The organism is Tabrizicola piscis, from assembly GCF_003940805.1.
GTDB classification, from domain to species: Bacteria; Pseudomonadota; Alphaproteobacteria; order Rhodobacterales; family Rhodobacteraceae; genus Tabrizicola; species Tabrizicola piscis.
Genome location: NZ_CP034328.1, coordinates 2184818 through 2210098, shown reverse-complemented (window position 1 = coordinate 2210098; position 25281 = coordinate 2184818). Strand labels below are relative to the sequence as shown.

The window sequence follows — 25281 nt, the reverse complement described above, 5'->3', positions numbered from 1 at the left end:
GCTTTCCGCCTGTCCACTGGTAGACTTCACGCGCCCCCCACCCTACATAGGAGGTAACCGGGCGCAAGCCCATCAAAGCATCAAGCCTTCAGAGGTCTTCAATGAACGGGTCCCTGATCCAACTCCTGGTCCTTGCCGGGATCGCGATCTTCCTCATCCTCAAGCTGCGGTCCGTCCTTGGCACCCGCGACGGTTTTGAAAAGCCGCCGATCCTGCTGGACGACGTGCGTCCGCGTGTTCGCCGCGATTTCGAAGTGATCGAAGGTGGCGCTGACCGGGATATTATCGACCATGTTCCCGAAGGATCGGACGCGGCCCGCGCGCTCCAGGCGATGAAGCAGGCCGAACCGTCCTTTGCCGTGACGCCCTTTCTGGAAGGCGCGCGCAGTGCCTATGAAATGATCCTGATGGCCTACGAACGCGGCGATCTGGATTCGATCCGCCCGTTCCTTGCCGATGACGTCGAAGCCAGTTTTGCCGAAGCCATCGCCGCCCGCGAACAGGAAGGCCTGACGGTTGATGCCAGCTTTGTAGGCATGAAGGAACTTGTCCTGCACGATGCCACCTTCAACAAGGACAGCGGCATGGCGGAAATCTCGGTCCGCTTCGTTGGTGAACAGACCTATGTCGTGCGCAACAAGGCCGGCGAAATCGTCGAGGGCAACCCGCGTGAGATCAAGCGCCAGCGTGACATCTGGACCTTCGCCCGCCGCATGGGGATTGACGATCCGAACTGGCAACTTGTCGCCACCGGCGACTGATCGCCTTGGGATGCGCGCGCCGTTTCGCATCCTTGCTGTGGTGGCGGCCCTGATGGCCGCCACACCCTTGCCCGCCCAGATCCTTGACTTCGAGGCGCTGGATGGCTGGCGGGATGATCGCCACGCCGAGGCGCTTGTGTCTTTCCTGCGCACCTGTGACCTGATCGACGCCCCTGACTGGCGGCCGATCTGCGCCATGGCAGCCGATGTGCCGCAAGACGACATCTCGGCCCGTAGCTTCTTTGAACTGTTCTTCAAGCCGGTCGTTGTGGGCGAACCCCCCGCCCTGTTCACCGGCTATTTCGAGCCTGAACTTGAAGGCTCCCCCGTCCGCAGCGGCCGTTTCCAGTACCCGCTGTACCGCCGCCCGCCCGAACTGCGCGATGGCACGGTGTTCCACAGCCGCGCCGCCATCGACAATGGTGCCCTTGCGGGCCGCGGCCTGGAAATTGCCTGGCTTGATGATCCGATTGACGTCTATTTCCTTCAGATCCAGGGTTCTGGCCGCATTCGCATGACGGATGGGACAGTGGTGCGCCTTGGCTATGCCGGGGCGAATGGCCACGCTTACCGGTCCGTCGGGCAAGAGATGGTCCGCCGTGGCACCCACTCGATGGATCAGGTCTCTGCCCAAGAGATTGCGTCCTACGTCCGCCGCAACCCCGGCCCGGGGCGTGAGCTTTTGCACAGCAACCCGTCTTTCGTCTTCTTTCGCCAGATCGGCACCCTTGGCGCACAGGATGGCCCTATCGGGGCCATGGGCCGGTCGATCACCACCCTCCGCTCCGTCGCGATCGACCCGAAGTTCACCCCGCTTGGCGCTCCGGTCTGGATCGAGAAGGACGGTCGCGCCCCGATCCGCCGTCTGATGGTCGCCCAAGACACCGGTGGCGCGATCAAGGGCATGCAGCGCGCGGATATCTTCTACGGCACGGGGGCCGGGGCGGGTGATGCTGCGGGCACGGTCAAGGACGGCGGGCGGATGGTCCTTTTGCTGCCGATCGACCGGGCCTACGCGATGCTGGAAGGCGGCTGACGGCCATGCGCCGCCGCCGCACCCTGCGCCCCGAGGAGGAGGAGCTTTGGCGCACGGTCGCCAAAAGCGCCCGGCCACTGCATGACCACCCGATCTTTCACAAACCGGCCGAGGCCCCGCCGCCAGAACCGCCACCCCTGACCCACGCCAAGCCGCGACTTCCCGCCTTCACCTTGGGTGAAAAGGCCCGCAAGCGTGAACGTCACGACCTTGCCCCCTCGCTGCCTCAGGCGCTCGGGCAGGCCCCGCTGCAGATGGATGCCAAGACCCACGGTCGCATGACACGCGGCAAACTTGCCCCCGAGGCGCGGATCGACCTGCACGGCATGACCCTGGCCGAGGCACATCCCGAACTGACGGCGTTTATCCTGAACGCGCAGAGTGCAGGCCTGCGCCTTGTCCTTGTGATCACTGGCAAGGGCAAACAGCGCGATGACCAAGGCCCCATTCCACAAAGAATGGGGGCTCTGCGCCACCAGGTCCCGCAGTGGCTGCGCCAGGCCCCAATCGGCCCGGCTGTCCTGCAAGTGACCGAGGCGCATCTGAAGCACGGCGGCTCGGGTGCCTACTACGTCTATCTCAGGCGCCGCTAGCGCCCTTTGATAGCCCGCCCAAGTGCTTGCTCTTTGGGAAATACTCCACGGGGGGCCGGGGGGTGTGAAACCCCCCGGGGGCGGGCACCCAAGCTTCGCATGGTGTCAGTCCGCCTGCACCTCGCCAATGGCCCCCACCGGTGCCAGCACGATCTCGGTCGCGTTGCGCACTGTCAGGACAAGCCCCTGGAACAGACCGACGCGTGAGCGTTCATCCGCACGGAGTGCCGCGTCGATCCCAATGATGCCGCTGAACAGGCTTATCAGGGTCGGGTTGGTGCCAAGGTTGAAATGCCCAGCCCCCACATCATAGGCCGCCGTGTCGATATAGGTCACCTTCAGGTCCTGGATTTTCGTCAGGTCCTCCAGATTGCCAAGCCGTTCCGGCGCACCCGATATCGTGGCCGACAGGTTCAGGATCCGGTCCTTGCTGCTTCCGAAGATGACAAAGGGCTGCGGCAGCGTCCCGATGTCCAGCGCGATGGACCGGAACAGATCAACGTCAAGGTCGGGCGAGATCAGCACCACCCCCTTGATCCGCGAAAGTGCCCGGCTATTGCCGCGCAACGCCATCTGGCGCAGCGTCTCCATCGAAAGGGCAGACCCCATCGAATGCGCGACAATCACGATCTCGCGCGCGCCGGAGGCGGCCACTTCGTCCAGCAGATCCTCAAACCCGCCGCGCCCGAACAACGCCGAATCCCGGTCGTAGACATAGCCCAAGGCCGATCCGCGCGACGGCCAGGCATAGTGGATCGCCACCCCCGGCACCTTCAGGTCATGGTGCATCTGCGCGACCCGATAGACACCCTCGGCCATCGTGTTGTTGAACCCGTGGACATAGACCACCGCAACGGCTTGGCCGCGCAGGGCCATCGCATCGCGCAAGGCCCCGCGAAACGCCACCGGTTCAGCAAAGCGCGTCTCGTTCAATGTAAGGAAATGCTTGTCCGCATCCGGCTTTTGCGACCGACGCGGCCAGTTCACGGTACCGGCCTCGCGCTCTGCCGGGATCGAGATGTCATAGCGCAGGAAACTGGCGACATCCGCCCGGTCACGGCTAAAGCCATCCTCGCCCGCGACGCGTGTCGTCCCGACGAAAATGGCCGTAGGCGTGGCCGAGCCCCGGTCGGCGGGCGCTGCCGTGAAATCGCCGCGTGGCGCACAGGCCGCCACCAGCATTGCCGCAAAGATCACACGCCGCACGCCTGCCTCCACCGTTGCGCGCAACCCTCATCCGGACGCAAGTGAAGGTCAAGCCGCCCGTCAATTTCCTGGGAACCTCATGGCGTTCGCGGCATGGACAGGCATGCCCTGCTCCGGCTAAACCCGACCCGGCATTGCAGGAGGCCCACCATGACCCTTACCGGCAAAACCGCCCTTGTGACCGGCGGCAACCGTGGCATCGGCCTTGCCACGGTGCGCGCCCTGGCGCTGGCAGGCGCGGCGGTCCACTTCACGTCCCGCAGCGCGGCAGGCATCGCCGCCGCCCAGCGCGCGCTTGGGGACATTCCGGCCACCGGCCATCTTGTGAACATGACCGACCGGCTTGCGATGACCACGCTCTTCGATCAGCCGTTTGACATTCTGGTCAACAACGCCGCCATCATCGGCCCCATCGGCCGGATCCTTGACGTGTCTGTCGAAGATTGGGCGCTGAACATCGACACCAACCTGACCGCCGCGTTCCACGCCACCCAACTGGCCCTTGGCCAGATGGTCGCGCGGGGCGGGGGAACAATCATCAACATCTCCTCCGGCGCAGCCCACCGCCCCCAGGAAGGGTGGAGCGCTTACTGCGCCGGAAAAGCCGGTCTCGCCATGCTGACCCGGGCAGTGCACATGGAATATGGCGATCAGGGCATCCGCATCTTTGGCTTTGCCCCCGGTGTGGTGGATACCGACATGCAGGGCACGATCCGCGCCTCCGGGATCAACCCGGTCTCGCAACTGCCCCGCGAAAGCCTTGCCCCGGCCGATCATCCCGCCCGCGCCATTGCCTGGCTTTGCACGCCCGCCGCCGATGCGCTTGCCGGGCAAGAGCTTGACATCCGCGCCCCCGATCTTCGCGCCGCGGCAGACCTTCCGCCCTTGGCCTGACCGTCCCGCCCGGCTAACATGTCAGCTTGAAGGACAAGCCTAACCAACAAGGACCCAAGCATGAAACTCCTCCGCTACGGGCCGCAGGGCCAGGAAAAACCCGGTCTCCTCGATGCCGAAGGCCAGATTCGTGACCTATCCGCCCACATCCCCGACCTTGGAGGGGAGGTCCTGACCACCCTGGACAGCCTGAAGTCGATCGACCCCGCCAGCCTGCCGCTTGTGCCCGGCTCGCCCCGCATCGGCCCCTGCGTCACCGGCACCGGCAAGTTCATCTGCATCGGCCTGAACTACGCCGACCATGCCGCCGAAAGTGGTCTGCAGGTCCCGCCCGAACCGGTTTTCTTCATGAAAGCCACCTCGGCGATCTGTGGCCCGGACGACCCGATCCTGATCCCCCGCACCAGCACCAAGACTGACTGGGAGGTGGAGCTTGGCATCGTCATCGGCAAACCGGGCAAATACCTGACCGAGGCCGAGGCGCTGTCCCATGTCGCCGGCTACTGCGTCATTAACGACGTGTCCGAACGGGCCTTCCAGATGGAGCGCGCCGGTCAGTGGACCAAGGGCAAATCCTGCGACAACTTCGGCCAAACCGGCCCCTGGCTCGTCACCCCCGATGAGGTTGCCGATCCCCAGAACCTTCCCATGTGGCTGACGGTAAACGGCCAGACCATGCAGAACGGATCGACCCGCACGATGGTCTATGGCGTGGCCCATGTCATCGCCTACCTCAGCCAGTTCTTCACCCTGCATCCCGGCGACATCATCTCAACCGGGACCCCGCCGGGTGTCGGCATGGGGATGAAGCCCCCGCATTACCTGAAGGCGGGTGATGTGGTGGAGTTGGGGATCGAAGGCTTGGGCACACAGAAGCAGGTCTGCGTTCAGGACTGACCCCGGACGACAGACCGCTAAACCTCGACCAAAACTGTGCTTTCTTCCTGCACAAATATCCCAAGGGGAGCGCGAGGGGTGTGAAACCCCTCGCTCGCCGCCAGCTTAATGCGAAAACGCCTGATTGCCCCAAAGCGCCTGCACCCGCGCGTCGCGGCCGCAGCTTTCGCGATAGAACTTGTAGGCGTTCGACTGCTTCTTCGGCCCGGCGCGGGTCAGGATGATCCCCGTGCCCTTGTAATAGTCCTGATGATAATCCTCGGCGATCCAGAACAGCTTGGCGTCCAGCACAGGCGTCACCACCTGTTGCCCCAGCACAGCCTCCGCTTCGGCCACAGCCGCTTCGGCCGCCGCGCGCTCTTCAGCGTCGTTCACGAAAATCGCAGTGCGGTAGGCGTCGCCCCGGTCGCAGAACTGCCCGCCTGCATCCGTCACATCGACAGACCGCAGGAACTTTGCCATCAATTCGGCGTATGAGATCACCGCACTGTCGTATGTGATCTTCACCGCCTCATAATGCCCGGCGTGGCTTTTGTAGGTCGGGTTCGCCTTGTTGCCCCCGGTGTAGCCAGACACCACGTCAATCACGCCCGGCACGGGCTCAAAATCCGATTCCACGCACCAGAAGCAACCCCCGGCCACGACAGCCGTCTTCACTTCGGCCATCGCAGCCCCGGTCAGTCCCAGCACGAAGGCTATTGCCAGCTTCCACATGATCCGCTCCCAAATACTCTGGCCCGGACCCTGAGGCCCGCCGCCGCGCTGGTCCATTCACCCTGCCGTGACCTCACGCCACAGTGATGGTTTCCCTTGGCCTTCCGCCCGCGCCGCCGTAGCCTGAAACATATCGCAGGGCGTCGAAACGGAAATTGCAACAATGAACGACCATGTCTCCACCCATCAGGCGGAAGAGGATGCCCGGAACGAATCCATCCTGATCTGGGTCGACGGCAAACTTCTGCCCCGCGCGCAGGCCACGGTGTCGGTCTATGACTCTGGCTTCATGTTGGGCGATGGCGTCTGGGAAGGGATCCGGCTTTACAACAACCGCTGGTCCTTCCTTGATGAACACCTTGACCGGCAGTTCGAGGCTGCGAAAGCCATCGATCTCGACATCGCCCGCACGAGGGCCGAGGTTGTCGCCGCCGTGCTGGAAACCCAGGCCGCCAACGGCATGACCACCGACGCCCACGCCCGCCTGATGGTCACGCGCGGGGTGAAGACCCGGCCTTTCCAGCACCCGCGCCTAAGCCAGCAAGGCCCGACCATGGTCATCATCATGGAACATTCGCGGCCAAAGATCCCCCGGCCGATCACCCTTGCCACCGTCCCCCACCTGCGCGGTCTGCCGATGACGCAGGACCCCAAGCTGAACAGCCATTCCAAGCTGAACTGCATCCTCGCCTGCATCGCCGCGCAAAAGGCCGGCGCGGATGAGGCGCTGATGCTGGACATCCATGGCTTCGTGAACACGACAAACGCCTGCAACTTCTTCATCGTCAAGAAGGGTGAGGTTTGGACCTCCACCGGCGACTACTGCATGAACGGCATCACCCGCCAGAAGGTCATCGACCTGTGCCACGCCAACGGCATCCCTTGCCGCGAAAAGAACTTCTCGCTCGTGGAGACTTACTCGGCGGATGAGGCGTTCCTGACCGGCACCTTCGGTGCGCAAACCCCGGTGGGCATGATTGACGGTAGGACCATCGGTACTGGCCAGATGGGCCCCGTGACCGAACGCCTGCGCGGGCTGTACAAGACGCTGGTGGGGGCCTGAGCCATGCAACAGATCGACCGCTCGCTGCACCTGACCCGGCGCACTTACCTTCGGGCCGAGGAGTGTGACCTTGCCGATTTCGCCGCCCTTTGCGAACAGCCGACCGACCGTGCGGATTATCCGCTTGCGGCTGATCTGGTCAAAGGCGTCCTGATCTACGACTGCGCGGCGCTGACCCAGAGGCTGGCGGACCCCGGCTTCCCGGAAATGCTGATGGCCGAATGGGCCGACGCCTTCGCCAACGGCCCGGGCGTCATCGTCCTGCAAGGGGCCGAGCCTGATCACGCGATCATCGACCGCGCCTCGGACATCTTCCGCGACCTTATCGACCGGCAGAACCGCGCGGGCACGGGCGGCGGTGACCATTTCGCCAAACCAGGGGCGAATGACCGGCTGTGGAATTCCCTTGAAAAGCACTGCCTGGCGGACCCCGCGAACTTTGCGCGGTACTACGCCAACCCCTTCCTTGCACTGGTCAGTCAGGCCTGGCTTGGCCCCTATTACCAGATGACCGCGCAGCTGAATGTGGTGAACCCCGGCGGCGCGGCGCAGTCGCCACACCGGGATTATCATCTGGGTTTCCAGTCGGCACAGGCGGTCGCGCGCTACCCGGCGCATGTCCATCTGATGTCACCGATGTTGACCCTGCAGGGCGCCATCGCCCATGTCGATGCCAGCATTGAGGCTGGGCCAACCCTGCTGCTTCCCCGCAGTCAGAGATATGTGGCCGGCTACCTCGCCACCGCGAGGCAAGACTTCCGCGACTATTTCCACGCCCACGCCGTGCAACTGCCGTTGAAAAAGGGCGACATGCTGTTCTTTTCGCCCGCCCTTTTTCACGCGGCTGGCACGAACCGGACCAAGGACGTCAAGCGGATGGTGAACCTGTTTCAGGTTTCCTCTGCCTATGGCCGCGCGATGGAATCGATCAACCGCACCGCAATGGTAAAGGCGCTTTACCCAGCGCTGCTGGCCGCCACGGACCTTTCCGAAGCCCAGATCGCCAACGCCATTGCCGCCACTGCCGAAGGCTACAGTTTCCCCACCAACCTTGACCGTGACCCGCCGCTTGGCGGCCTTGCCCCGAAATCGCAAGCCGCCCTTGTCCATGAGGCTCTGGCTGCCGCCTGGACACCCGAGCAGCTTGGCACGGCACTTGACGCGCAGACCGCTAAGCGCCTGCCATGAAGATCGACAGATGAAAATTGCCATGTGGTCCGGCCCCCGGAACCTGTCCACCGCGCTGATGTACGCTTTCGCCGCCCGTGGTGATTGCGCGGTCAGTGACGAGCCCTTTTACGCGGCCTACCTTGCCGCCACCGGCGTTGACCACCCGATGCGGGACGACGTCATCGCCAGCCAGCCCGCCGATCCGAACGAGGTCGCCGCAGCCTGCCTTGGCCCCAATCCGGGCGGCCAGCCGCACTGGTACCAAAAGCACATGACCTTGCACATGATCCCCGCCTTCGACCGGGGTTTCCTTGCGGGCCTGACCAACGTCTTTCTCCTCCGCCACCCCGCTCATGTCATCGCCAGCTATGCCAGAAAGCGTGAGGCCCCGACCCTGCAGGACATCGGCTTTCTTCAGCAGGCCGAGCTCTTTGACCAGGTCGCCGACATGACGGGCACCGTGCCCCCCGTCATCACCGCCGAAAGCATCCGCGCCAACCCGCGCCGGGCGCTGGCCGGGCTTTGCAGCGCCCTGGGCCTGCCCTTCACGGAAAAGATGCTGTCCTGGCCCTCGGGCCCCAAGCCCTATGACGGCGTCTGGGCGCCGCATTGGTACAACGCTGTCCACCGTTCCACCGGGTTTGAAGACCCGGAAGGCCCGCTCCCCGACCTGCCGCCGGCCTATCAGCGCCTCGCCGATGCCGCACTTCCCGCGCATGACCGCCTTGCCGCCCACGCCATCTGACGGATTCCCCATGCGCGCCCTTGCCCTAAGCCTTGCCCTGCTTGCCTCCCCAGCCGCCGCTGACACCCCGCTGGTCGAAGCCGTCGCGGGAATGGACCTGTTCCCTTGTGATCTTAGCAGCCTGTCCTGCACGACACTGACGGTGCCGCTGGACCACCGCGCCAATGACCCTTCGCAGACCATCGACATCACCTTTGCCCTGTCTTTCGCCACGGTCGAAAGCAAGGGCATCCTGTTCTTCTTCGTCGGCGGTCCCGGTGGTTCCGGCCTTGCTTCAGCCGATAGTTACCTGTCCGCGTTTGATGAAAGCCTGAGCCAGTACATCGACATCGTCTTTGTCGATCAACGCGGCATCGGCCCGAAACACGGCCTGTCTTGCCCCATCGCCCAAGCCCGTTTCGATATCGCCCCCGCCTCGATCAACGCGCCCGATCAGGCGCTTGCCACCGCACAGGCCTTTGCGCGCGATTGCACTGCGGAACTGGATGCGGACCATCTGCTGCCCGTCGTCAACTCGGACCAGGCGATCCGCGATTTTGAGGCGTTTCGTCAGGCGATCGGGGCACCCAAGGTCTGGATGTATGGCGAAAGCTACGGCACCCAGGTAGTGCAGGCCTATGCCACGCTTTATCCGCAGGCCGTCCGGGGGGTGATCCTGGATGGCGTGGTAGACCTGAACCTTGACGCCGAGGGCTTCTATGCAGCGTATGCCGTCGCTGCGGAAAGCATCCTGTCACGCAGCTTTGCCGCCTGTGCCGACATTGCCGCCTGCGCTGCCGACATGGGCGGCGACGCGACGCAGGTCTACGATGATCTTGCAGGCGCGCTGGCACAGGCCCCTGTCTTGGTGGACCTCACCCTTGCCGACGGCACAGTGACCCAGCGCGCCCTGACCAGCGGGATCCTTGAGGCAAACGCTTTTTACGCGCTTTACTCCCCAGAAGGCCGGGCCGAATTTCTGCGCGCCCTTGCCGCCACCGGGCGCGGCAATCTGGTGCCGATGCTGCAGCTTGGCTATGCCAACATGTATATCGATCCGGAAACGGAAACCGGCATTGAAGACCCCGGCTGGTTCGCCGCCGCCTTCTACGCCGTCACCTGCACCGATTATGATTCGGGCGCGGGGACCGAGGCGGAACGCACCGCTGCCATTCTGGAAGAAGCGCGTGCCTTTGCGTCCAATGCGCCGCGGCTGCTGCGGTCCTATTTCCTTGAACGGCTCGCCTGCGCCTACTGGCCGTATCAGGGCCCCGCAACCCGCCCCGAACCCTATGCCGGGGGGCCATGGCCCACCCTTGTCCTGAATAGCGACGCCGATCCGATCACCCCGATCACCATGGCCACTTCCGTGCTCAACAACGCGCAGAACGCCTATGGCGTCTTCATGCGCGGCGGTCCGCATGTGATCTGGGGGCGGGGGTTGGCCTGCCCCGATGCCATCGTGCAGGCCCTGCTGTTTGATGGCACCCTGCCCAGCGCCCGGGAACAGCATTGCGAACAGGATCTTGTTGGCCCCTACACACCGCTGACCCTGACAACCGCCGCCGAAATGGCAGACCCCGTCGCCGTTGCCCGCGCGGTTGAGACCGAGCTTTATCAGATCATCCCGCTGAACACCTGGGACATGGTGCATCCTCTGACCATCGGCTGCGATCTTGGGGGCACTTTGTCCGCCACCCCGTCCTTTGACGGCATCGACTATACCTTCGCCAACTGCCGCCTTTGGCCCGATCTGGCGATCAGCGGTCAGGGGGTGGAGGTCAACACAGGCGAAGATAGGGACGGCATCACGCTTACACTTGCGGTCTCGGGCCTTCACAGTGGTAACATTACCTATCGCTACAGCAAGGTGACCGAAGCGTGGAGCATTTCCGGCACTTGGGATGGCCAGCCCGCAAGCCTTGATCTTGATTTGCCCTGACCCTGCTTGAAGGGAAATGCATATGCCTGAGGCCGCGCCCCTTCCCGATTCCTCAACCGAAGTCGCGCGGGCCGTGCGCGCCCTGCTGCCGGGGCTGCGGCGGATCGGGTCCCTGACGGCAGTTCTGATTGCCGTTCTTGCGGTTGCCGCGGGGGTGCTTGGGGTTTGGGGGATCAGCCTCTTGATGGCCGGGACAGACGCCCAGATTCCCATCCTTGGCGCTGCTGTTTGCGGGGGGCTGATCTACTGGGCCCATTTGGGCATGATCCGGCGGCAAGAAGGCATGGTGATGCCGGTTCTCGCCAGCACCGTGGGGCTGACCTACAGCAAGGACGCCAAGGCCTTCATCGCCGGGCTTCCGCAACGGCTGCTGCCCAAGCGTGGCATCAGATCGGGCGAGGATTACGTCTACGGCATCCTTGGCACCCACACGATCCGCATGGCCGAGGTCAAGGTCGAGACGGGGGGCAAGAACTCGCGGACGTTGTTTCAGGGGCTGGTGGCGCAATTCCCCAACCAAGTGGCAATGCCCGCGTTCTTCATCGCGCTGGAAGACAAGACCCGGCCGGGCATGTTTTTCGGCGGCGATCTGTCAACCGAAGGCCTGTTTCACCTGCGCGATGTCCTCACCGACGGTCGGCGCTATGGCATCTGGACCTCGTGGTCATCGGTTGATGAACCGCCGGCGCTGGCGGCCGTCATCGACGTGCTGACCCATATCGAAACCCACGTGGGCCCCGGTGCCCAGCTTTACGCCGCCACCTCGAATGGGGAGGAGACGCACATCGCCCTGACGCACGGCCGCAACCTGTTTCGGGTCGGCGGCATGTTCATCGACGAAAATGACCTGTTCCGCGACGTTCGCGGAGCGTTGCAGGATCTGACAGTGCCACTGACCCTTGCCCAGACGCTGATCTCGGCCGAAGCCGCTGCCGTACAGAAGGGGGCGTAGCCGCCCCCGTCTGCTGGCCAATCTCTGGCGGCTTAGCCCTTCGCCACCCGTGCGTTGCGCGTGGCAATCAGGCGCAGCCGCAGGGCGTTCAGGCGGATAAAGCCCTCGGCGTCTTTCTGGTCGTAAGCGCCGGCGTCCTCTTCAAAGGTCACATGCTTTTCCGAATAGAGCGAATGGTCCGACCACCGCGCCACTGTCCGGGCTGATCCCTTGTAAAGCTTGACCCGCACGGTTCCGGTCACATGCTCCTGCGTCTTGTCGATCAGCGCCTGCAGCGCCTCACGCTCCGGGCTGAACCAGAAGCCGTTGTAGATCAGCTCCGCATAGCGCGGCATGATGCTGTCCTTCAGATGGCCAGCGCCCGCATCCAGCGTGATCTGCTCGATCCCCCGGTGCGCCTCCAGCAGGATCGTCCCGCCGGGGGTTTCGTAAAGGCCGCGCGATTTCATGCCCACGAACCGGTTTTCCACCAGATCGAGCAGGCCAACGCCATGCTTGCCGCCAATGTCGTTCAGCCGCGCCAGGATCGTGGCGGGCGACAGCACCTCGCCGTTGATCGACACCGCGTCGCCGCGCTCAAACCCGATCTCAACGTATTCCGACGTGTCCGGGGCCTTTTCCACCGGTGTCACGCGCTGGTACACAAACTCCGGCGCTTCTTCGGCCGGGTTTTCCAGCACCTTGCCCTCGGAGGAGGTGTGCAGCAGGTTCGCGTCCACGCTGAACGGCGCTTCGCCGCGCTTGTCCTTGGCAATCGGGATCTGGTTCGCCTCGGCAAACTCCAGCAGCTTCGTGCGGCTGGTCAGATCCCACAGCCGCCAGGGTGCGATGACCTTGATGGCAGGGTCCAGCGCCGCCGCCGACAATTCGAACCGCACCTGATCGTTGCCCTTGCCCGTCGCCCCATGCGCCACGGCATCGGCCCCGGTTTCATGCGCGATCCGCACCAGATGCTGCGAAATCAGCGGCCGCGCGATGGAGGTGCCCAGCAGGTACAGCCCTTCATACAGTGCGTTGGCCCGGAACATCGGGAACACGAAATCCCGCACGAATTCCTCACGCACGTCGACAATGTGGATGTTCTCTGGCGCGATCCCCATCAACAGCGCCTTCTGCCGCGCCGGTTCAAGTTCTTCGCCTTGCCCCAGATCGGCAGTGAAGGTCACAACCTCACAGCCATATTCGGTCTGCAGCCATTTCAGGATGATCGAGGTATCAAGCCCGCCCGAGTACGCAAGGACGACTTTTTTCGGCTTCAGCATGTCATGGGCTCCGGCGAGGTTTCGCCCGCGATTAAAGCGAAATGCAGCCAAGGGCAAGGATTGCGCCGTACCGGGTACAATCGCGCCAACCGCTTTTCTTGCGTTATTGCGGCAGTTCCGGCATCTGGAACGGATGACCCGCTTTTCCGACACCGCCATTGCCGCAACGGCCGCCCTGCGCGGGCTGTTTCCCGAAACCCCGTTGCAGCGGAATGACCATCTGTCCGTCCGCTACGGAGCCGAGATCTGGCTGAAGCGCGAGGATCTTTCCCCCGTCCGCAGCTACAAGCTGCGCGGGGCCTTCAACGCGATGCGCAAGGTCCGTGACCGGCAACCCGCCCAGCGGGAGTTTGTCTGCGCCAGTGCGGGCAACCATGCGCAAGGCGTGGCCTTCGCTTGCCGGCATTTCGGGGTGCAAGGCACCATCTTCATGCCGGTCACGACGCCACAACAGAAGATCGACAAGACCCGCGTTTTCGGTGGTGATCAGGTCACGATCCAGCTGACCGGTGACTATTTCGATCAGACCCTTGCCGCAGCGCAGGCCTTTTGCACCGAAAAAGGCGCGCATTTCCTGTCGCCCTTCGATGACCCCGATGTGATCGAAGGCCAGGCTTCTGTTGCAGTCGAGATACTGGAGCAGTTGGGCCGCGCGCCCGATCTGGTGATCCTGCCGGTCGGTGGCGGTGGCCTTTCGTCAGGCGTGACCGCCTATCTGCGCGAGGTGGCGCCCGCGATCGACTTTCGTTTTGTCGAACCCCTTGGCGGCGCCAGCCTGATGGCCGCGCTGCGCGACGGTGCGCCGGTCAAGCTGCCGCGCGTCAACAGCTTTGTCGATGGCGCTGCCGTGGCGCGGATCGGCGCGGCCAATTTTGCGATGCTGGATTGGGTCCGCCCCGATCAGGTGCTTCTGGCCCCCGAAGACCGCATCTGCGTGACGATGCTGGAGATGCTGAATGTCGAAGGCATCGTGCTGGAACCGGCAGGGGCCCTGTCGGTGGATGTCTTGCCGGAACTTGCGGACCTGATCCGGGGCAAGACGGTGGTTTGTGTCACGTCAGGCGGCAACTTCGACTTTGAACGCCTGCCCGAGGTCAAGGAACGCGCCCAGCGCTATTCCGGCCTGAAGAAGTACTTCATCCTCCGGATGCCGCAGCGCCCCGGCGCGCTGCGTGAATTTCTGAACATGCTTGGCCCCGATGATGACATCACCCGTTTCGAATACCTGAAGAAATCGGCGCGGAACTTCGGGTCGGTCCTGATCGGGATCGAAACCAAGGACGCTGACGGATTTCGCGGCTTCACCGATCGGATGGATGCCGCGGGTCTGGCGTTCCGCGACATCACCTCGGATGAGGCGCTGTCCGAATTCCTGATCTAGGTCAGGCTGCGGCTTCGGTGGCCAACCGCCGCAACAGCAGCGCGCGGGAACTGTGATAGACGGCCGACACCCGCCCCACATCCACCAGCGCGCCATATCCGGCAGCTGCCTTGCGCTCGCCATCCTGACAAATCGCGGCAAGGTCGGCCAGACCAAGGTTCAGCGCACTGCCCTTCAGAAAGTGCAACTGCCCCTCAACCTCATCCGCGGGCAGGCCGGCCAGCAGGACCTTCACGGCCTGATCTGCCTCTTCCAGGAACATGTCGGCGACTTCGGCGAATCCGTCACGGCCAATCTCGGCGCGCAGGTCTTCAACCCGTTTCCAATCAATCATGGCAACCCTTCCCCTCGTCCACACAGGCGTCACTCTTGCCCCGCAGCCTGAACAATTGATGGTCCAGAACCGGGCAAGCCCAAGGCAAGCGTGCACAATTTTAGGTTTCACGATGCGTTAAGCGCTGGGCGGCCAATTTCCGGCGGGAACAGGCGAAGGGGCCAGACGTGTCTGCCAGCACCATGTCAGTGGAACAGCGAAAGGCGGTGCCCGGTCGGCCGCTGCATGTGCTTGTGGTGGATGACAGCCGGGCGCAGCGGCATATCCTGACGATGCAACTGCGCCGCTGGGGATACCGCGTGACGGAATGCGAAGCCGCCGCCGCCGCCCTGCAGGTCTGCGCCGCTGGCAATGTGGACATGATCATCAGCGACTGGATGATGCCGGGAATGACTGGCCTTGAATTCTGCCGTCATTTCAGGGCCTTGGGCCATGAAAACTATGGCTACTTCGTGCTTGTGACCTCAAAATCCGAAAAGACCGAAATCGCTGACGGGCTGGAGGCGGGTGCCGATGATTTTCTGACCAAGCCGGTCGACAGCAGCGAATTGCGGGCGCGGCTGCGGGCGGGGGAACGGATGCTGGCAATGCAGGCTGAGCTTCTGGCCAAGAACAAGATGATCGTCAGCACGCTGCTGGAACTGCAGAAACTGTATGATTCGCTCGACCGTGACCTGATCGAGGCGCGAAAGCTGCAGCAAACGCTGATCCGCGACCGGGTGCGTGACTACGGCTGGGCGCGGGCATCGCTGATGTTGCGCAATTCGGGCCGGGTCGGGGGTGATCTGGTCGGCAGCTTCCGGGTGGATGACAACCGTGTTGCGGTCTATTCGATCGACGTGTCAGGTCATGGCGTTGCCTCGGCGATGATGACGGCGCGGCTAGCGGGGTTCCTGACCGGCTCGTCGCCCGAACAGAACCTTGCCTACGGTCGGGGTCTGGTCGGCCAGCAGGTCCTTTTGCCGCCCGAAGCCGTGGCCGAACGGTTCAACCGCCTGATGCTGGAAGAGATTCAGGCCGAACAGTATTTCACCATGGTCTTCGCGGTGATGGACCTTGGCACCGGCATGCTCAGTCTGGTGCAGGCCGGCCATCCGCACCCGATGTTGCTTCGCCGCTCGGGTCAGGTGGTCCGGCTGGGACAGGGTGGCCTGCCTATCGGCCTGCTGCCCGGCGCCACCTATGACCGGACCGAAGTGACCCTTGCCACCGGTGATCGGCTGGTTCTGGTGTCGGACGGTTTCACGGAATGCCCGCTTCCGTCCGGTCAGGACTTTGGCGAAGCGGGGCTGGTGCAAAGCCTGACCCGGTCTGCGCATCTTTCCGGGTCAGACCTGCTTGAAGCGTTGGTCTGGGATCTGACCCAGCAGTCCGGCAGCGATTCGTTTCCCGATGATGTCTCAGGCGTTGTTCTGGATATCCAGTGACAGGAATGATGCCAGCATCGCCCGATCCCCCGGATTACCCAGCCGAAGCACCGCATCCGCGACCGGCAGCCAGATCGCGCTATGCCCCGCCTCGGACGGCGGGCCAAGGCGGCGAACCGGTCGGGCCAGATAGACCGCGCAGACCTTTTCCGCCCAAAGGTCATATTCCGGCATGTAGGTGAACCTGCGAAACGCCCCCAGCCGCCGGGTCACCGCGATCTTCCAGCCTGTTTCTTCAAAGACTTCACGGTGCAAGGCCGGGATCGGATGTTCCCCCTTGTCGATGCCACCGCCCGGCAACTGAAACTCGGGCACCGGTTCGGCCTGATGGGTGGCAAGGATGTGATCGCCGTCCAGCAAGATGGCATAAACCCCTGGTCTGCGGGTATAGCGCCGCCCGGTTTCCGCTGGTTCGCCATAACGTCTGATCATCGTTGCCCCTTGGACCTGCGGTTGATGTGACTATATAGCCGCGATATGCCAGCTTTGGCAGCTTCAGGAAATCTCATGACCATTGGTTCGCAAATCGCCTGGGACGATACCGTCCTGCCATTTCAACTTGACGCCTCGGGCATCCGTGGCCGCGTCGCGCGGCTGGACGGGGTGCTGGATCAGGTGCTGAAACAACACGCCTACCCCCCGGTGATCGAGGCGCTGGTCGCTGAAACCGCGCTTCTGACCGCGCTGATCGGCCAGGCGGTCAAGCTGCGCTGGAAGCTGTCGCTTCAGGTGCGCGGCAAGGGTGCTGCCCGTCTGATCGCCACCGATTACTACGGCCCGACCGCCGATGGCGAACCCGCCCGGATCCGCGCCTACGCCAGCTATGACGCTGAAAGGCTTGAAGAAACCGACAACCCCTTCAGCCAGATCGGCGAAGGGTATTTCGCCGTCATGCTGGATCAGGGCGAAGGGATGACCCCCTATCAGGGCTTCACCCCCATCGCCGGTGGCTCGCTTTCCGCCTGTGCCGAGACTTACTTTGCCCAGTCCGAACAGATCCCCACACGGTTCTCTGTCGCCTTCGGGCGCAGCACCGAACCCGGCCGCCCCGCGCATTGGCGGGCGGGCGGGATGATGCTGCAGCACATGCCAGCCATGGGCGGTGTCGCCGCCGATCAGGGCAGCGGCGAGGGCGGTCTGTTGACCCATGCCGACATCCTCTCCGGTGCCGATTCGGAGAATTGGACGCGGGCCAACCTCCTCCTCGACACGGTCGAGGAGTTGGAGATGATCGGCCCCTCGGTGGAGCCTACCAGCCTGCTGGTCCGCTTGTTCCATGAAGAGGGCCCCCGGGTGTTCGATGCCCAGCCCGTGCGCTTTGGCTGTTCGTGCTCGGCCGACAAGGTGGTGAACACCATGTCGATCTACAGCCAGAAAGACATCGCCAAGATGACGACCGACGCAGGCATCGTCACCGCCGATTGCCAGTTCTGCGGCGCGCATTACGAGCTTGATCCCAAAACCCTTGGGTTTGAAGGCACCATCGCCAAGGGCGAACAGGCAGAATGACGGACGGGGTCGAAGCGGGATTGCGGCGCGCGCTGTCCCGTTCGGCCGGGCCGTCCTCGGACTTTGACCTGAACTCCGCGATCAAGCCGCCGGCCGACAAACCCTTGAGGCCGGCAGCAGTCCTGCTGCCGGTCTGGCTGCGGCCAGACGGGGCGGCGCTGATCCTGACCAAGCGGTCTTCGCATCTTAAGCATCACCCCGGCCAGATTGCCTTTCCCGGTGGCAAGGTGGATGCGGGCGATGCAGGTCCCGAAGCCGCCGCCCTGCGCGAGACGCGGGAAGAGATCGGGCTTGATCCCGCCCGCGTTCAGGTGATCGGCACGCTACCGTTGCATCAGACAGTCACCGGCTTTTCCATCACCCCATTCATCGGCCTGCTCCATGGCGATTTCACCCCGACCCCCGAAGCGGGTGAGGTGGATGAGGTCTTCACGGTCCCTTTGTCCCACGTCCTTGACCCGGCGATGTTCACCGTCCAGCGGCGGCGCTGGATGGGGGAATGGCGGCGCTACTACGCCGTGCCCTATGGGCCGTATTACATCTGGGGGGCCACCGCGCGTATCCTGCGCGGGTTGGCAGATCGGATGCGGGAATGAAAGTTTCGGGCAACTGGCTGGATCATCCGGGGACGCAGGCCCTTTGTGCCGCGCTTGAAGCGGCGGGCCATCGGGCGCTGTTTGTCGGCGGTTGTGTCCGCAACGCGCTGCTTGGCGTGCCGGTTTCGGATGTCGATCTGGCAACGGATGCGATACCCGAAAACGTGTCGAACATTGCAGAAAACGCCAATTTCAAGGTGGTGCCCACCGGTATCGACCATGGGACAGTCACCGTCATCGCTCATGGCCTGCCACATGAGGTGACGACCTTCCGCCGCGATGTCGAAACCGACGGTCGCCGCGCCGTGGTCGCCTTTTCCACGCAGATCGAAGAGGACGCCGCCCGCCGCGACTTCACGATGAACGCGCTTTACGCCGACGCTCGGGGGCAGGTGTTCGATCCGCTGAACGGCCTGCCCGACCTGCAGGCCCGCCATGTCCGCTTTGTCGGCGACCCGGAAACCCGCATCCGCGAGGACTACCTGAGGATCCTGCGCTTCTTCCGCTTTCACGCGGCCTATGGAGACCCGGGTCACGGCCTCGACGCCGAAGGTCTTGCCGCCTGCGCCGCGCTTTCGGCGGGGTTAGAGACGATTTCCCGCGAACGCATCGGCGCCGAACTGCGCAAACTGCTTGGCGCGGCTGACCCGGCACCCGCCGTGGCGGCCATGGCTGTGTCGGGCGTTCTGGCCCAGGTCTTGCCGGGCGCGGACCCTCGCGCGCTCGCCCCGCTCATTCATCTGGAGGGTGATGCCGCGCCACGCTGGCTGCGCCGTCTTGCCGTGCTGGGCGGCGCGGATGTGGAAACCGCGCTCCGCCTGTCCCGAAGCGAGGCGCGCGATCTGACCGCCCTACGCGACGCCATCGCCGCCACCGACAGCCCCGCCGCCCTTGCCTGGCACCACGGCCCTACGCTTGCCACCGACGCCGTCCTTGCCCGCGCCGCCAGCTTCGGCACCCCGCCGCCACAAGGCTGGCAGGCTGAGGTTGACCGGGGTGCTGCCGCCACCTTCCCCATCACCGCCGCCGACCTGATGCCCGACCTCCAAGGCGAAGCGCTGGGCCAAAGGCTCAAGGCGATGGAGGCGCGATGGCTCGCCTCTGGCCTGACCGCCACGCGCGATGACCTCTTGAATTCCTGACCCCGAAAGGGGCGTGACAATCCGCCCCGGGTGCGCTACCAAACCCGCACCCAAGAAGGAGATCGGCATGGACCACGGGATTTCGTTTCGCTCAGCCTGAGCTGACCAGTCCCGTCGTGGCGGTCGCTTGCAGGCACCGCTTCACCCCATCGCCGCACTTATCTTCGGGTTCCCCCCATGTTTCGTTTCTTCGAAAACCTCGTTGATCCTTATCAGCCCTATGTTGAACAGGACGCCCCGCCCACCCGGCTTTGGCCGTTCCTGAAGGATTACGTCCAGCCGTTCAAAAGCGTCTTCGCTGTCACCGCGCTGTTTTCAGTCGGCAATGCGGTGCTGGACGTCGGCCTGATCTGGTACCTCGGCCGTCTGGTTGACCTGATGACCGGCCAGACTCCCGCAGCCTTCATGGCCGCGCATTGGGTCGAATTGCTGGTCGTGGCCTTTGTCATCCTGTTTGTCCGGCCGTTGGTTGCAGGCGGGTCGGTCGGCCTGCTGCACAACACCATCCTGACGAACTTCGGCACGATGATGCGCTGGCGGGCGCACCGGCATGTCCTGCGCCAGCCTGTCGGCTGGTTCGAAAGCGATTTCGCTGGCCGCATCGCCAACCGCATCATGCAAGCCCCCCCGGCGGCGGGTGAGGCGGTGTTCCAGGTCTTCGACATGGCCGCCTTTGCCGCCGCCACCTTCATCGGCGCGCTTTTGATGCTGTTCGAGGCTGACCCCCGGCTGATGGTGCCCTTGCTCCTCTGGGTGGTCGGCTACATCGCCCTGATGCGCTGGACCATCCGCCGCGCGGGCCCCGCCTCGACCGCGGCAAGCGATGCGCGGTCGGCCGTCACTGGCCGGGTGGTAGACAGCTATACCAACATCCATTCGGTCAAGCTGTTCGCGCATCAGGACAGCGAACTGAACTACGCCAAGGAGGCGATCGAGAAGTCCCGCCAAACCCTGCAGACCGAAATGCGCATCGTCACCAAGATGGACGTGGCGCTGACCTTCCTGAACGGGTTGATGATCATGGGTGTCGGCGGGCTGGCGCTGTGGTTCTGGGTGCAGGGCAGCGCTACGGTCGGCGTGGTCGCGGCGGCGGTGGCGCTGGTGCTGCGCATCAACTCCATGACCTACTGGATCATGTGGGCCTCCACCAACCTCGTGCAGAACCTTGGCACGCTGGCCGAGGGGATGCAGACCATTGCCCAGCCCATCACGCTGGTCGACAGGCCTGCAGCCAAGCCGCTTCGGTTTCAGGACGGGCTGCTGGAATTGCGGGATGTCAGCCACCACTATGGTCGGGGGTTCGGCGGGTTGAAGAACATCAGCCTGACAGTCCGGCCCGGTGAAAAAATCGGCGTTGTCGGGCGGTCCGGGGCGGGGAAATCCACCTTGGTCAAGCTGATCCTGCGGTTCTACGACACGGAATCCGGGGAAATCCTGATTGACGGGCAGAACATCGGTGACGTGACGCAGGAAAGCCTGCGGCAGAAGATCGGCATGGTGCAGCAGGATTCGTCGCTGCTGCACCGGTCGGTCCGCGACAACATCCTCTATGGCCGCCCTGACGCGACCGAAGCAGACATGATCGCCGCGGCGAAAAAGGCCGAAGCGCATGATTTCATCCTGACGCTGGAGGACCCGCAGGGCCGCACCGGCTATGATGCGCATGTCGGCGAACGGGGGGTGAAACTGTCGGGTGGCCAGCGGCAGCGGGTGGCGCTGGCGCGCGTGATCCTGAAGGATGCGCCGATCCTGATCCTTGACGAAGCCACCTCTGCGCTGGATTCCGAGGCCGAGGCCGCCATTCAAGAGGCGCTCTATGGCGTCATGGCCGGAAAGACCGTGATCGCCATTGCGCACAGGCTGTCTACCATTGCGGCCATGGACCGGATCGTCGTTCTGGAAGATGGTCAGGTGGCGGAAGATGGCCCACATGCCGTGCTTTTGCGGCAGAACGGGCTATATGCCAGATTCTGGGCACGTCAATCCGGCGGGTTCATCGGTCTGGAAGAGGACGCGGCAGAGTGACTTCCCTGATCCGTCTTGGCGATGCGATCGATGCCTTCCGCCCCGCGGAAGGCAGCCCGCCGCAAAGCCTTGGCGCCTTCATGCGCTGGTGTCTGGCCGGGTCATGGCCGATGCTGGTCCTGGCCGGGGTGCTGTCGTCGCTGGCCGGGGTGACCGAGGTTGTCTCTGCCCTGATCCTTGGCTGGGTGGTGGATGCCGCCGTCACCACCAGCCCCAGTGCCTTCTTCACCGACCATTGGTCGCTGATGGCTTGGTTCCTGGCCTTTTACCTGATCCTGCGTCCGCTGGCCTTTGCCATATCCTCAGCGTCCAACAGCATCGTCATCGGGCCAAACGTGATGCCTTTGGTCTTGTCGCGCCTGCATCGCTGGACGCTGGGGCAGGCGGTCACCTTCTTCGACAACGACTTTGCCGGTCGCATCGCGCAAAAGCAGATGCAGGCCGCCCGTGCCGTCACCGATGTCGCGACCGAAGTCATCAACACCGTCTGCTTCGCCCTTGCCTCGGTCATCGGGTCGGTGGCCTTCCTGATTCTGGTCGACTTGCGGGTTGCCGGGGCGTTGCTGGTCTGGCTCGTCGCCTACATCTTCCTCATCCGCTTTTTCATGCCGATGATCCGCAAGAACTCCGCCGCCCGGGCCTCGTCGCGGGCGATGGTGTCGGGGCAGGTGGTGGACACGATCACCAACATCAAGACGGTAAAGCTTTTCGCCCATGCCGCTTTCGAGGACCGCGTGGCCCTTGACGCGATGGAGGTGTTCCGCGACCGCTCGCTTGAATTCGGCGTGATTTCCACCTGGTTCCGCTTCAGCCTGATGCTGCTGGCCGGGGTGCTTCCCGTCCTCCTGATCGGCGGCACAGTCATGCTGTGGCAGCAGGGACAAGCCAGCGCTGGTGAGATTGCCGCCGCCGGTGCCATCGCCATGCGCATCGCGCAGATGTCGGGCTGGGTGAGCTTTACGCTGATGTCGATCTACACCAGCGTGGGTGAAGTTGAAGACGGCATGCGCACGCTGTCTGCCCCCCACACGCTGACCGACACACCCGACGCCGTGGCCCTGCCACGCGTCAAGGGTGAGATCACCTTTGACAACGTGACCTTCGCCTATGGCCGCGAACGCGGCGGGGTGCAGGGCATCAACCTGACCATCCGCGCAGGGGAAAAGCTGGGCATCGTCGGCGCATCGGGCGCGGGGAAATCCTCGCTCGTCTCGCTGCTTCTGCGGCTTTACGACCCGGAAGAGGGGACGATTGCCATCGACGGCAAGGACCTCCGCCACGTCACGCAGGAATCCCTGCGCCGCCAGATCGGCATGGTCACGCAGGAAACCGCGATGTTCAACCGGTCGGCCCGCGACAACATCGCCTACGGCCGCCCCGAGGCGTCGGAGGAGGAAATCATCGCCGCCGCCAAGGCTGCCGAGGCGGATGACTTCATCACCGGCATGGCCGATCACCAGAACCGCAAGGGCTACGCCGCCTTCCTTGGCGAACGTGGGGTCAAGCTTTCCGGCGGCCAGCGCCAGCGCATCGCCCTTGCCCGCGCCTTCCTGAAGGACGCGCCGATCCTTGTGCTGGACGAAGCGACCAGCGCGCTGGACAGCGAAGTCGAAGCCTCGATCCAAGAGGCGCTCAGCCGCGTGATGGTCGGCAAGACCGTCCTTGCCATCGCCCACCGTCTGTCCACCATCGCCGCGATGGACCGGATCATCGTCCTTGACCGTGGCCGGATCGTCGAAATCGGCAGCCATGACGACCTTCTGGCGCAGGACGGCCTTTACGCCCGCTACTGGAAGCGTCAATCAGGCGGCTTCATCGGCACTGAAGACGAACAGGAAGCGGCAGAGTGATCCTGACCATCGACCGCCTAGGCCACCACGGCGACGGTATCGCCGAGGGGCCCGTCTTCGTGCAGGGCGTCCTGCCGGGTGAGGTGGTCGAAGGCACCTTTGACGGTGACCGCCTGACCGACGTCAGGATCCTGACCCCCTCGCCCAACCGCGTGAAACCCCCGTGCCGCCATGCCCGCACCTGTGGCGGCTGCCAGTTGCAGCATGCCGCTGACAGTTTCGTCGCCAGCTGGAAACAGCAGGTCGTCGAAACCGCGCTGTCTGCTCAGGGGCTGACCGCCGCCTTCCATCCAATCGTCACCTCCCCCGCCAAGACCCGCCGCCGCGCCACCCTGTCGGCCCGCCGCACCAAATCGGGCGCGCTGCTTGGCTTTCATGCCCGTGGGTCAGACACCCTTGTCGCGGTCCCTGACTGCCAACTGCTTGACCCCCAGCTTTTGGCCGCCTTTCCGGGGCTGGAGGCTTTAGTCACCCTTGGTGGTTCCCGCTCCGCCGAACTGTCGCTGCAGATCACCACGACCCGGGGCGGCGTGGATGTCGTCGTCACCGGTGGCAAACCGCTCGACAGCGCCCTGCAGCTTGAACTTGCCCGGGCTGTCGAAGCCCACGGCTTTTCGCGCCTGACTTGGAATGGCGAAACCATCGCCCTGCGCGACCGCCCGGCCCAGACCTTTGGCACGGCAACGGTCGTCCCACCCGCAGGGGCCTTCCTGCAAGCGACGGCGGAGGGCGAAGCCGCCCTTCTGTCAGCCGTCCGCACCGCCCTTGGCCCGCAAAAGCGCATCGTTGACCTCTTCTCCGGCGTCGGAACCTTCGCCCTGCCCCTCGCGGCCGAGGCGGAAGTCCACGCCGTCGAAGGCGACAAGGCGATGATCGCCGCGCTGGAACTTGGCGCCCGCCACACCCAGAACCTCCGCCGCGTCACCACCGAGGCGCGCGACCTGTTCCGCCGCCCGCTGGAACCCGATGAGCTGAAGCCCTTCACCGCCGCCGTGATCGACCCGCCCCGCGCCGGGGCCGAAGCGCAGATTGCGGCGCTGGCCCGCTCCAGCATCCCGGTGATCGCGGCGGTGTCCTGCAACCCGGTCACCTTCGCCCGCGACGCCAAGACCCTGATCGCAGCGGGCTACCACCTTGATTGGGTGCAGGTCGTCGACCAGTTCCGCTGGTCCACCCATGTGGAACTGGCGGCCCGGTTCAGCCGGTCTGCCTGACAGATCCGTGATCCAAGTGGCCGACCGTTTTGCTAGGCAGCCACGGCAAATTCCTGTAAGTGATCGAAAAAAAGAAGCAGGACGGGCAGGTATGCGGTTTCTACGTTTGATGGTTGTTCTGGTGATGGCGCTGGGCCTTGCCGCCTGTGGGGACCCCAAGTTCCGCAGGTACAACGGGCCAGAGGTCACGCAGGTTCAGGTCCACAAGGCCGACCGCAAGATGTACCTGCTCCACAATGACCGCGTGCTGGAATCCTACGACATCGCGCTGGGCTTCGCCCCCGGCGGCCACAAGCAGTTCGAGGGTGACGGCAAAACGCCCGAGGGGCTTTACTACATCACCCACAAGAACCCGAACTCGAACTTCCACCTGTCGCTACGGGTGTCCTATCCGAATGAACAGGACATCGCCTTTGCCGAGGCACAAGGGAAAGCGCCGGGGGGTGATATCTTCATCCATGGCGGCCCACGGCGGCCAATCTCCCGGCGGGACTGGACCGAAGGCTGCGTTGCCGTGACCGACAGGGAAATGGAGGATGTGTACTCCATGGTGGAACCCGGCACTCCAATCTACATCCTGCCCTGACGG

At 64.1% G+C, this 25281-nt stretch carries 24 protein-coding genes; 19 read left to right on the top strand and 5 right to left on the bottom strand.

Annotated elements, in window-relative coordinates:
* Positions 1–101: 101 nt before the first annotated feature.
* From EI545_RS10765 to EI545_RS10755, 3 genes are read left to right on the top strand one after another with little or no spacing between them, the layout of a single operon-like run.
* A complete protein-coding gene (locus tag EI545_RS10765) occupies positions 102–761 on the top strand; it encodes a Tim44/TimA family putative adaptor protein (protein WP_125325478.1) in 660 nt (219 codons plus the stop codon).
* A gap of 10 nt (positions 762–771) precedes the next feature.
* Positions 772–1797: a murein transglycosylase A gene (mltA, locus tag EI545_RS10760; protein WP_125325477.1), complete on the top strand. Its 1026-nt coding sequence runs from the start codon at positions 772–774 to the stop codon at positions 1795–1797.
* A 5-nt stretch (positions 1798–1802) separates the two neighbouring features.
* Entirely contained in the window at positions 1803–2390 is a 588-nt protein-coding gene (locus tag EI545_RS10755; protein WP_125325476.1) for a Smr/MutS family protein, read from the top strand.
* A 105-nt stretch (positions 2391–2495) separates the two neighbouring features.
* Here the strand turns inward: EI545_RS10755 and EI545_RS10750 are convergent, their stop codons facing one another.
* Positions 2496–3596 carry an alpha/beta hydrolase gene (locus tag EI545_RS10750; RefSeq protein ID WP_125325475.1) on the bottom strand — a complete coding sequence of 367 codons (1101 nt, stop codon included), beginning with the start codon at positions 3594–3596 and terminating at the stop codon, positions 2496–2498.
* Positions 3597–3746: 150 nt separating this feature from the next.
* Here EI545_RS10750 and EI545_RS10745 point away from each other — a divergent pair, with 150 nt between their 5' ends.
* Both EI545_RS10745 and EI545_RS10740 read left to right on the top strand, forming a co-directional pair.
* Entirely contained in the window at positions 3747–4490 is a 744-nt protein-coding gene (locus EI545_RS10745) for an SDR family oxidoreductase (protein WP_164517268.1), read from the top strand.
* A gap of 60 nt (positions 4491–4550) precedes the next feature.
* Positions 4551–5387 carry a fumarylacetoacetate hydrolase family protein gene (locus tag EI545_RS10740; protein ID WP_125325473.1) on the top strand — a complete coding sequence of 279 codons (837 nt, stop codon included), beginning with the start codon at positions 4551–4553 and terminating at the stop codon, positions 5385–5387.
* Positions 5388–5492: 105 nt separating this feature from the next.
* Here EI545_RS10740 and msrA read toward each other — a convergent pair whose 3' ends face one another.
* Positions 5493–6101 carry a peptide-methionine (S)-S-oxide reductase MsrA gene (gene msrA / locus EI545_RS10735; protein WP_125325472.1) on the bottom strand — a complete coding sequence of 203 codons (609 nt, stop codon included), beginning with the start codon at positions 6099–6101 and terminating at the stop codon, positions 5493–5495.
* 163 nt (positions 6102–6264) lie between these two features.
* Here msrA and EI545_RS10730 point away from each other — a divergent pair, with 163 nt between their 5' ends.
* From EI545_RS10730 to EI545_RS10710, 5 genes are read left to right on the top strand one after another with little or no spacing between them, the layout of a single operon-like run.
* Positions 6265–7164, top strand: coding sequence for a D-amino acid aminotransferase (locus EI545_RS10730; protein ID WP_125325471.1), 900 nt, complete (start codon positions 6265–6267; stop codon positions 7162–7164).
* 3 nt (positions 7165–7167) lie between these two features.
* Positions 7168–8352, top strand: coding sequence for a phytanoyl-CoA dioxygenase family protein (locus tag EI545_RS10725; protein ID WP_125325470.1), 1185 nt, complete (start codon positions 7168–7170; stop codon positions 8350–8352).
* 10 nt (positions 8353–8362) lie between these two features.
* Positions 8363–9079: a sulfotransferase-like domain-containing protein gene (locus EI545_RS10720; RefSeq protein WP_125325469.1), complete on the top strand. Its 717-nt coding sequence runs from the start codon at positions 8363–8365 to the stop codon at positions 9077–9079.
* A 10-nt stretch (positions 9080–9089) separates the two neighbouring features.
* Positions 9090–11000 carry an alpha/beta fold hydrolase gene (locus tag EI545_RS10715; RefSeq protein WP_164517267.1) on the top strand — a complete coding sequence of 637 codons (1911 nt, stop codon included), beginning with the start codon at positions 9090–9092 and terminating at the stop codon, positions 10998–11000.
* A 16-nt stretch (positions 11001–11016) separates the two neighbouring features.
* Positions 11017–11952, top strand: a complete 936-nt coding sequence (locus EI545_RS10710) for a hypothetical protein (protein ID WP_164517266.1) — start codon at positions 11017–11019, stop codon at positions 11950–11952.
* A 32-nt stretch (positions 11953–11984) separates the two neighbouring features.
* Here the strand turns inward: EI545_RS10710 and EI545_RS10705 are convergent, their stop codons facing one another.
* Complete coding sequence (locus EI545_RS10705; RefSeq protein ID WP_125325466.1) at positions 11985–13214, bottom strand: argininosuccinate synthase; 1230 nt, start codon at positions 13212–13214, stop codon at positions 11985–11987.
* 133 nt (positions 13215–13347) lie between these two features.
* On the opposite strand from EI545_RS10705, the gene ilvA reads away from it, so the two are divergent.
* Positions 13348–14595, top strand: coding sequence for a threonine ammonia-lyase IlvA (gene ilvA, locus EI545_RS10700; protein WP_125325465.1), 1248 nt, complete (start codon positions 13348–13350; stop codon positions 14593–14595).
* 1 nt (position 14596) lies between these two features.
* Here the strand turns inward: ilvA and EI545_RS10695 are convergent, their stop codons facing one another.
* Positions 14597–14929, bottom strand: a complete 333-nt coding sequence (locus EI545_RS10695) for an Hpt domain-containing protein (RefSeq protein ID WP_125325464.1) — start codon at positions 14927–14929, stop codon at positions 14597–14599.
* 182 nt (positions 14930–15111) lie between these two features.
* On the opposite strand from EI545_RS10695, the gene EI545_RS10690 reads away from it, so the two are divergent.
* A complete protein-coding gene (locus EI545_RS10690) occupies positions 15112–16356 on the top strand; it encodes a SpoIIE family protein phosphatase (protein WP_125327391.1) in 1245 nt (414 codons plus the stop codon).
* Here the strand turns inward: EI545_RS10690 and EI545_RS10685 are convergent.
* Positions 16330–16788: an NUDIX domain-containing protein gene (locus EI545_RS10685; RefSeq protein WP_125325463.1), complete on the bottom strand. Its 459-nt coding sequence runs from the start codon at positions 16786–16788 to the stop codon at positions 16330–16332. The genes EI545_RS10690 and EI545_RS10685 overlap by 27 nt on opposite strands.
* 75 nt (positions 16789–16863) lie before the next feature.
* Between EI545_RS10685 and hslO the strand changes: the two genes are divergently transcribed.
* The 7 genes from hslO (at position 16864) to EI545_RS10650 (ending at position 25278) form a co-directional block, all read left to right on the top strand.
* A complete protein-coding gene (hslO, locus tag EI545_RS10680; protein WP_125325462.1) occupies positions 16864–17865 on the top strand; it encodes an Hsp33 family molecular chaperone HslO in 1002 nt (333 codons plus the stop codon).
* Positions 17862–18461 (top strand): CoA pyrophosphatase, encoded by a 600-nt coding sequence (locus EI545_RS10675; protein WP_125325461.1) that lies wholly within the window; start codon positions 17862–17864, stop codon positions 18459–18461. The genes hslO and EI545_RS10675 overlap by 4 nt, the downstream gene beginning before the upstream one ends.
* Positions 18458–19603: a CCA tRNA nucleotidyltransferase gene (locus EI545_RS10670; RefSeq protein ID WP_125325460.1), complete on the top strand. Its 1146-nt coding sequence runs from the start codon at positions 18458–18460 to the stop codon at positions 19601–19603. Before EI545_RS10675 ends, EI545_RS10670 begins: the two co-directional genes overlap by 4 nt.
* 177 nt (positions 19604–19780) lie before the next feature.
* Positions 19781–21628 (top strand): ABC transporter ATP-binding protein, encoded by a 1848-nt coding sequence (locus tag EI545_RS10665; RefSeq protein ID WP_125325459.1) that lies wholly within the window; start codon positions 19781–19783, stop codon positions 21626–21628.
* Positions 21625–23478, top strand: coding sequence for an ABC transporter ATP-binding protein (locus EI545_RS10660; RefSeq protein ID WP_245989948.1), 1854 nt, complete (start codon positions 21625–21627; stop codon positions 23476–23478). The genes EI545_RS10665 and EI545_RS10660 overlap by 4 nt, the downstream gene beginning before the upstream one ends.
* Positions 23475–24692, top strand: a complete 1218-nt coding sequence (locus tag EI545_RS10655; protein ID WP_125325458.1) for a class I SAM-dependent RNA methyltransferase — start codon at positions 23475–23477, stop codon at positions 24690–24692. The genes EI545_RS10660 and EI545_RS10655 overlap by 4 nt, the downstream gene beginning before the upstream one ends.
* A 91-nt stretch (positions 24693–24783) precedes the next feature.
* Positions 24784–25278 carry a L,D-transpeptidase family protein gene (locus EI545_RS10650; RefSeq protein WP_125325457.1) on the top strand — a complete coding sequence of 165 codons (495 nt, stop codon included), beginning with the start codon at positions 24784–24786 and terminating at the stop codon, positions 25276–25278.
* The last annotated feature ends 3 nt before the right edge of the window (positions 25279–25281 follow it).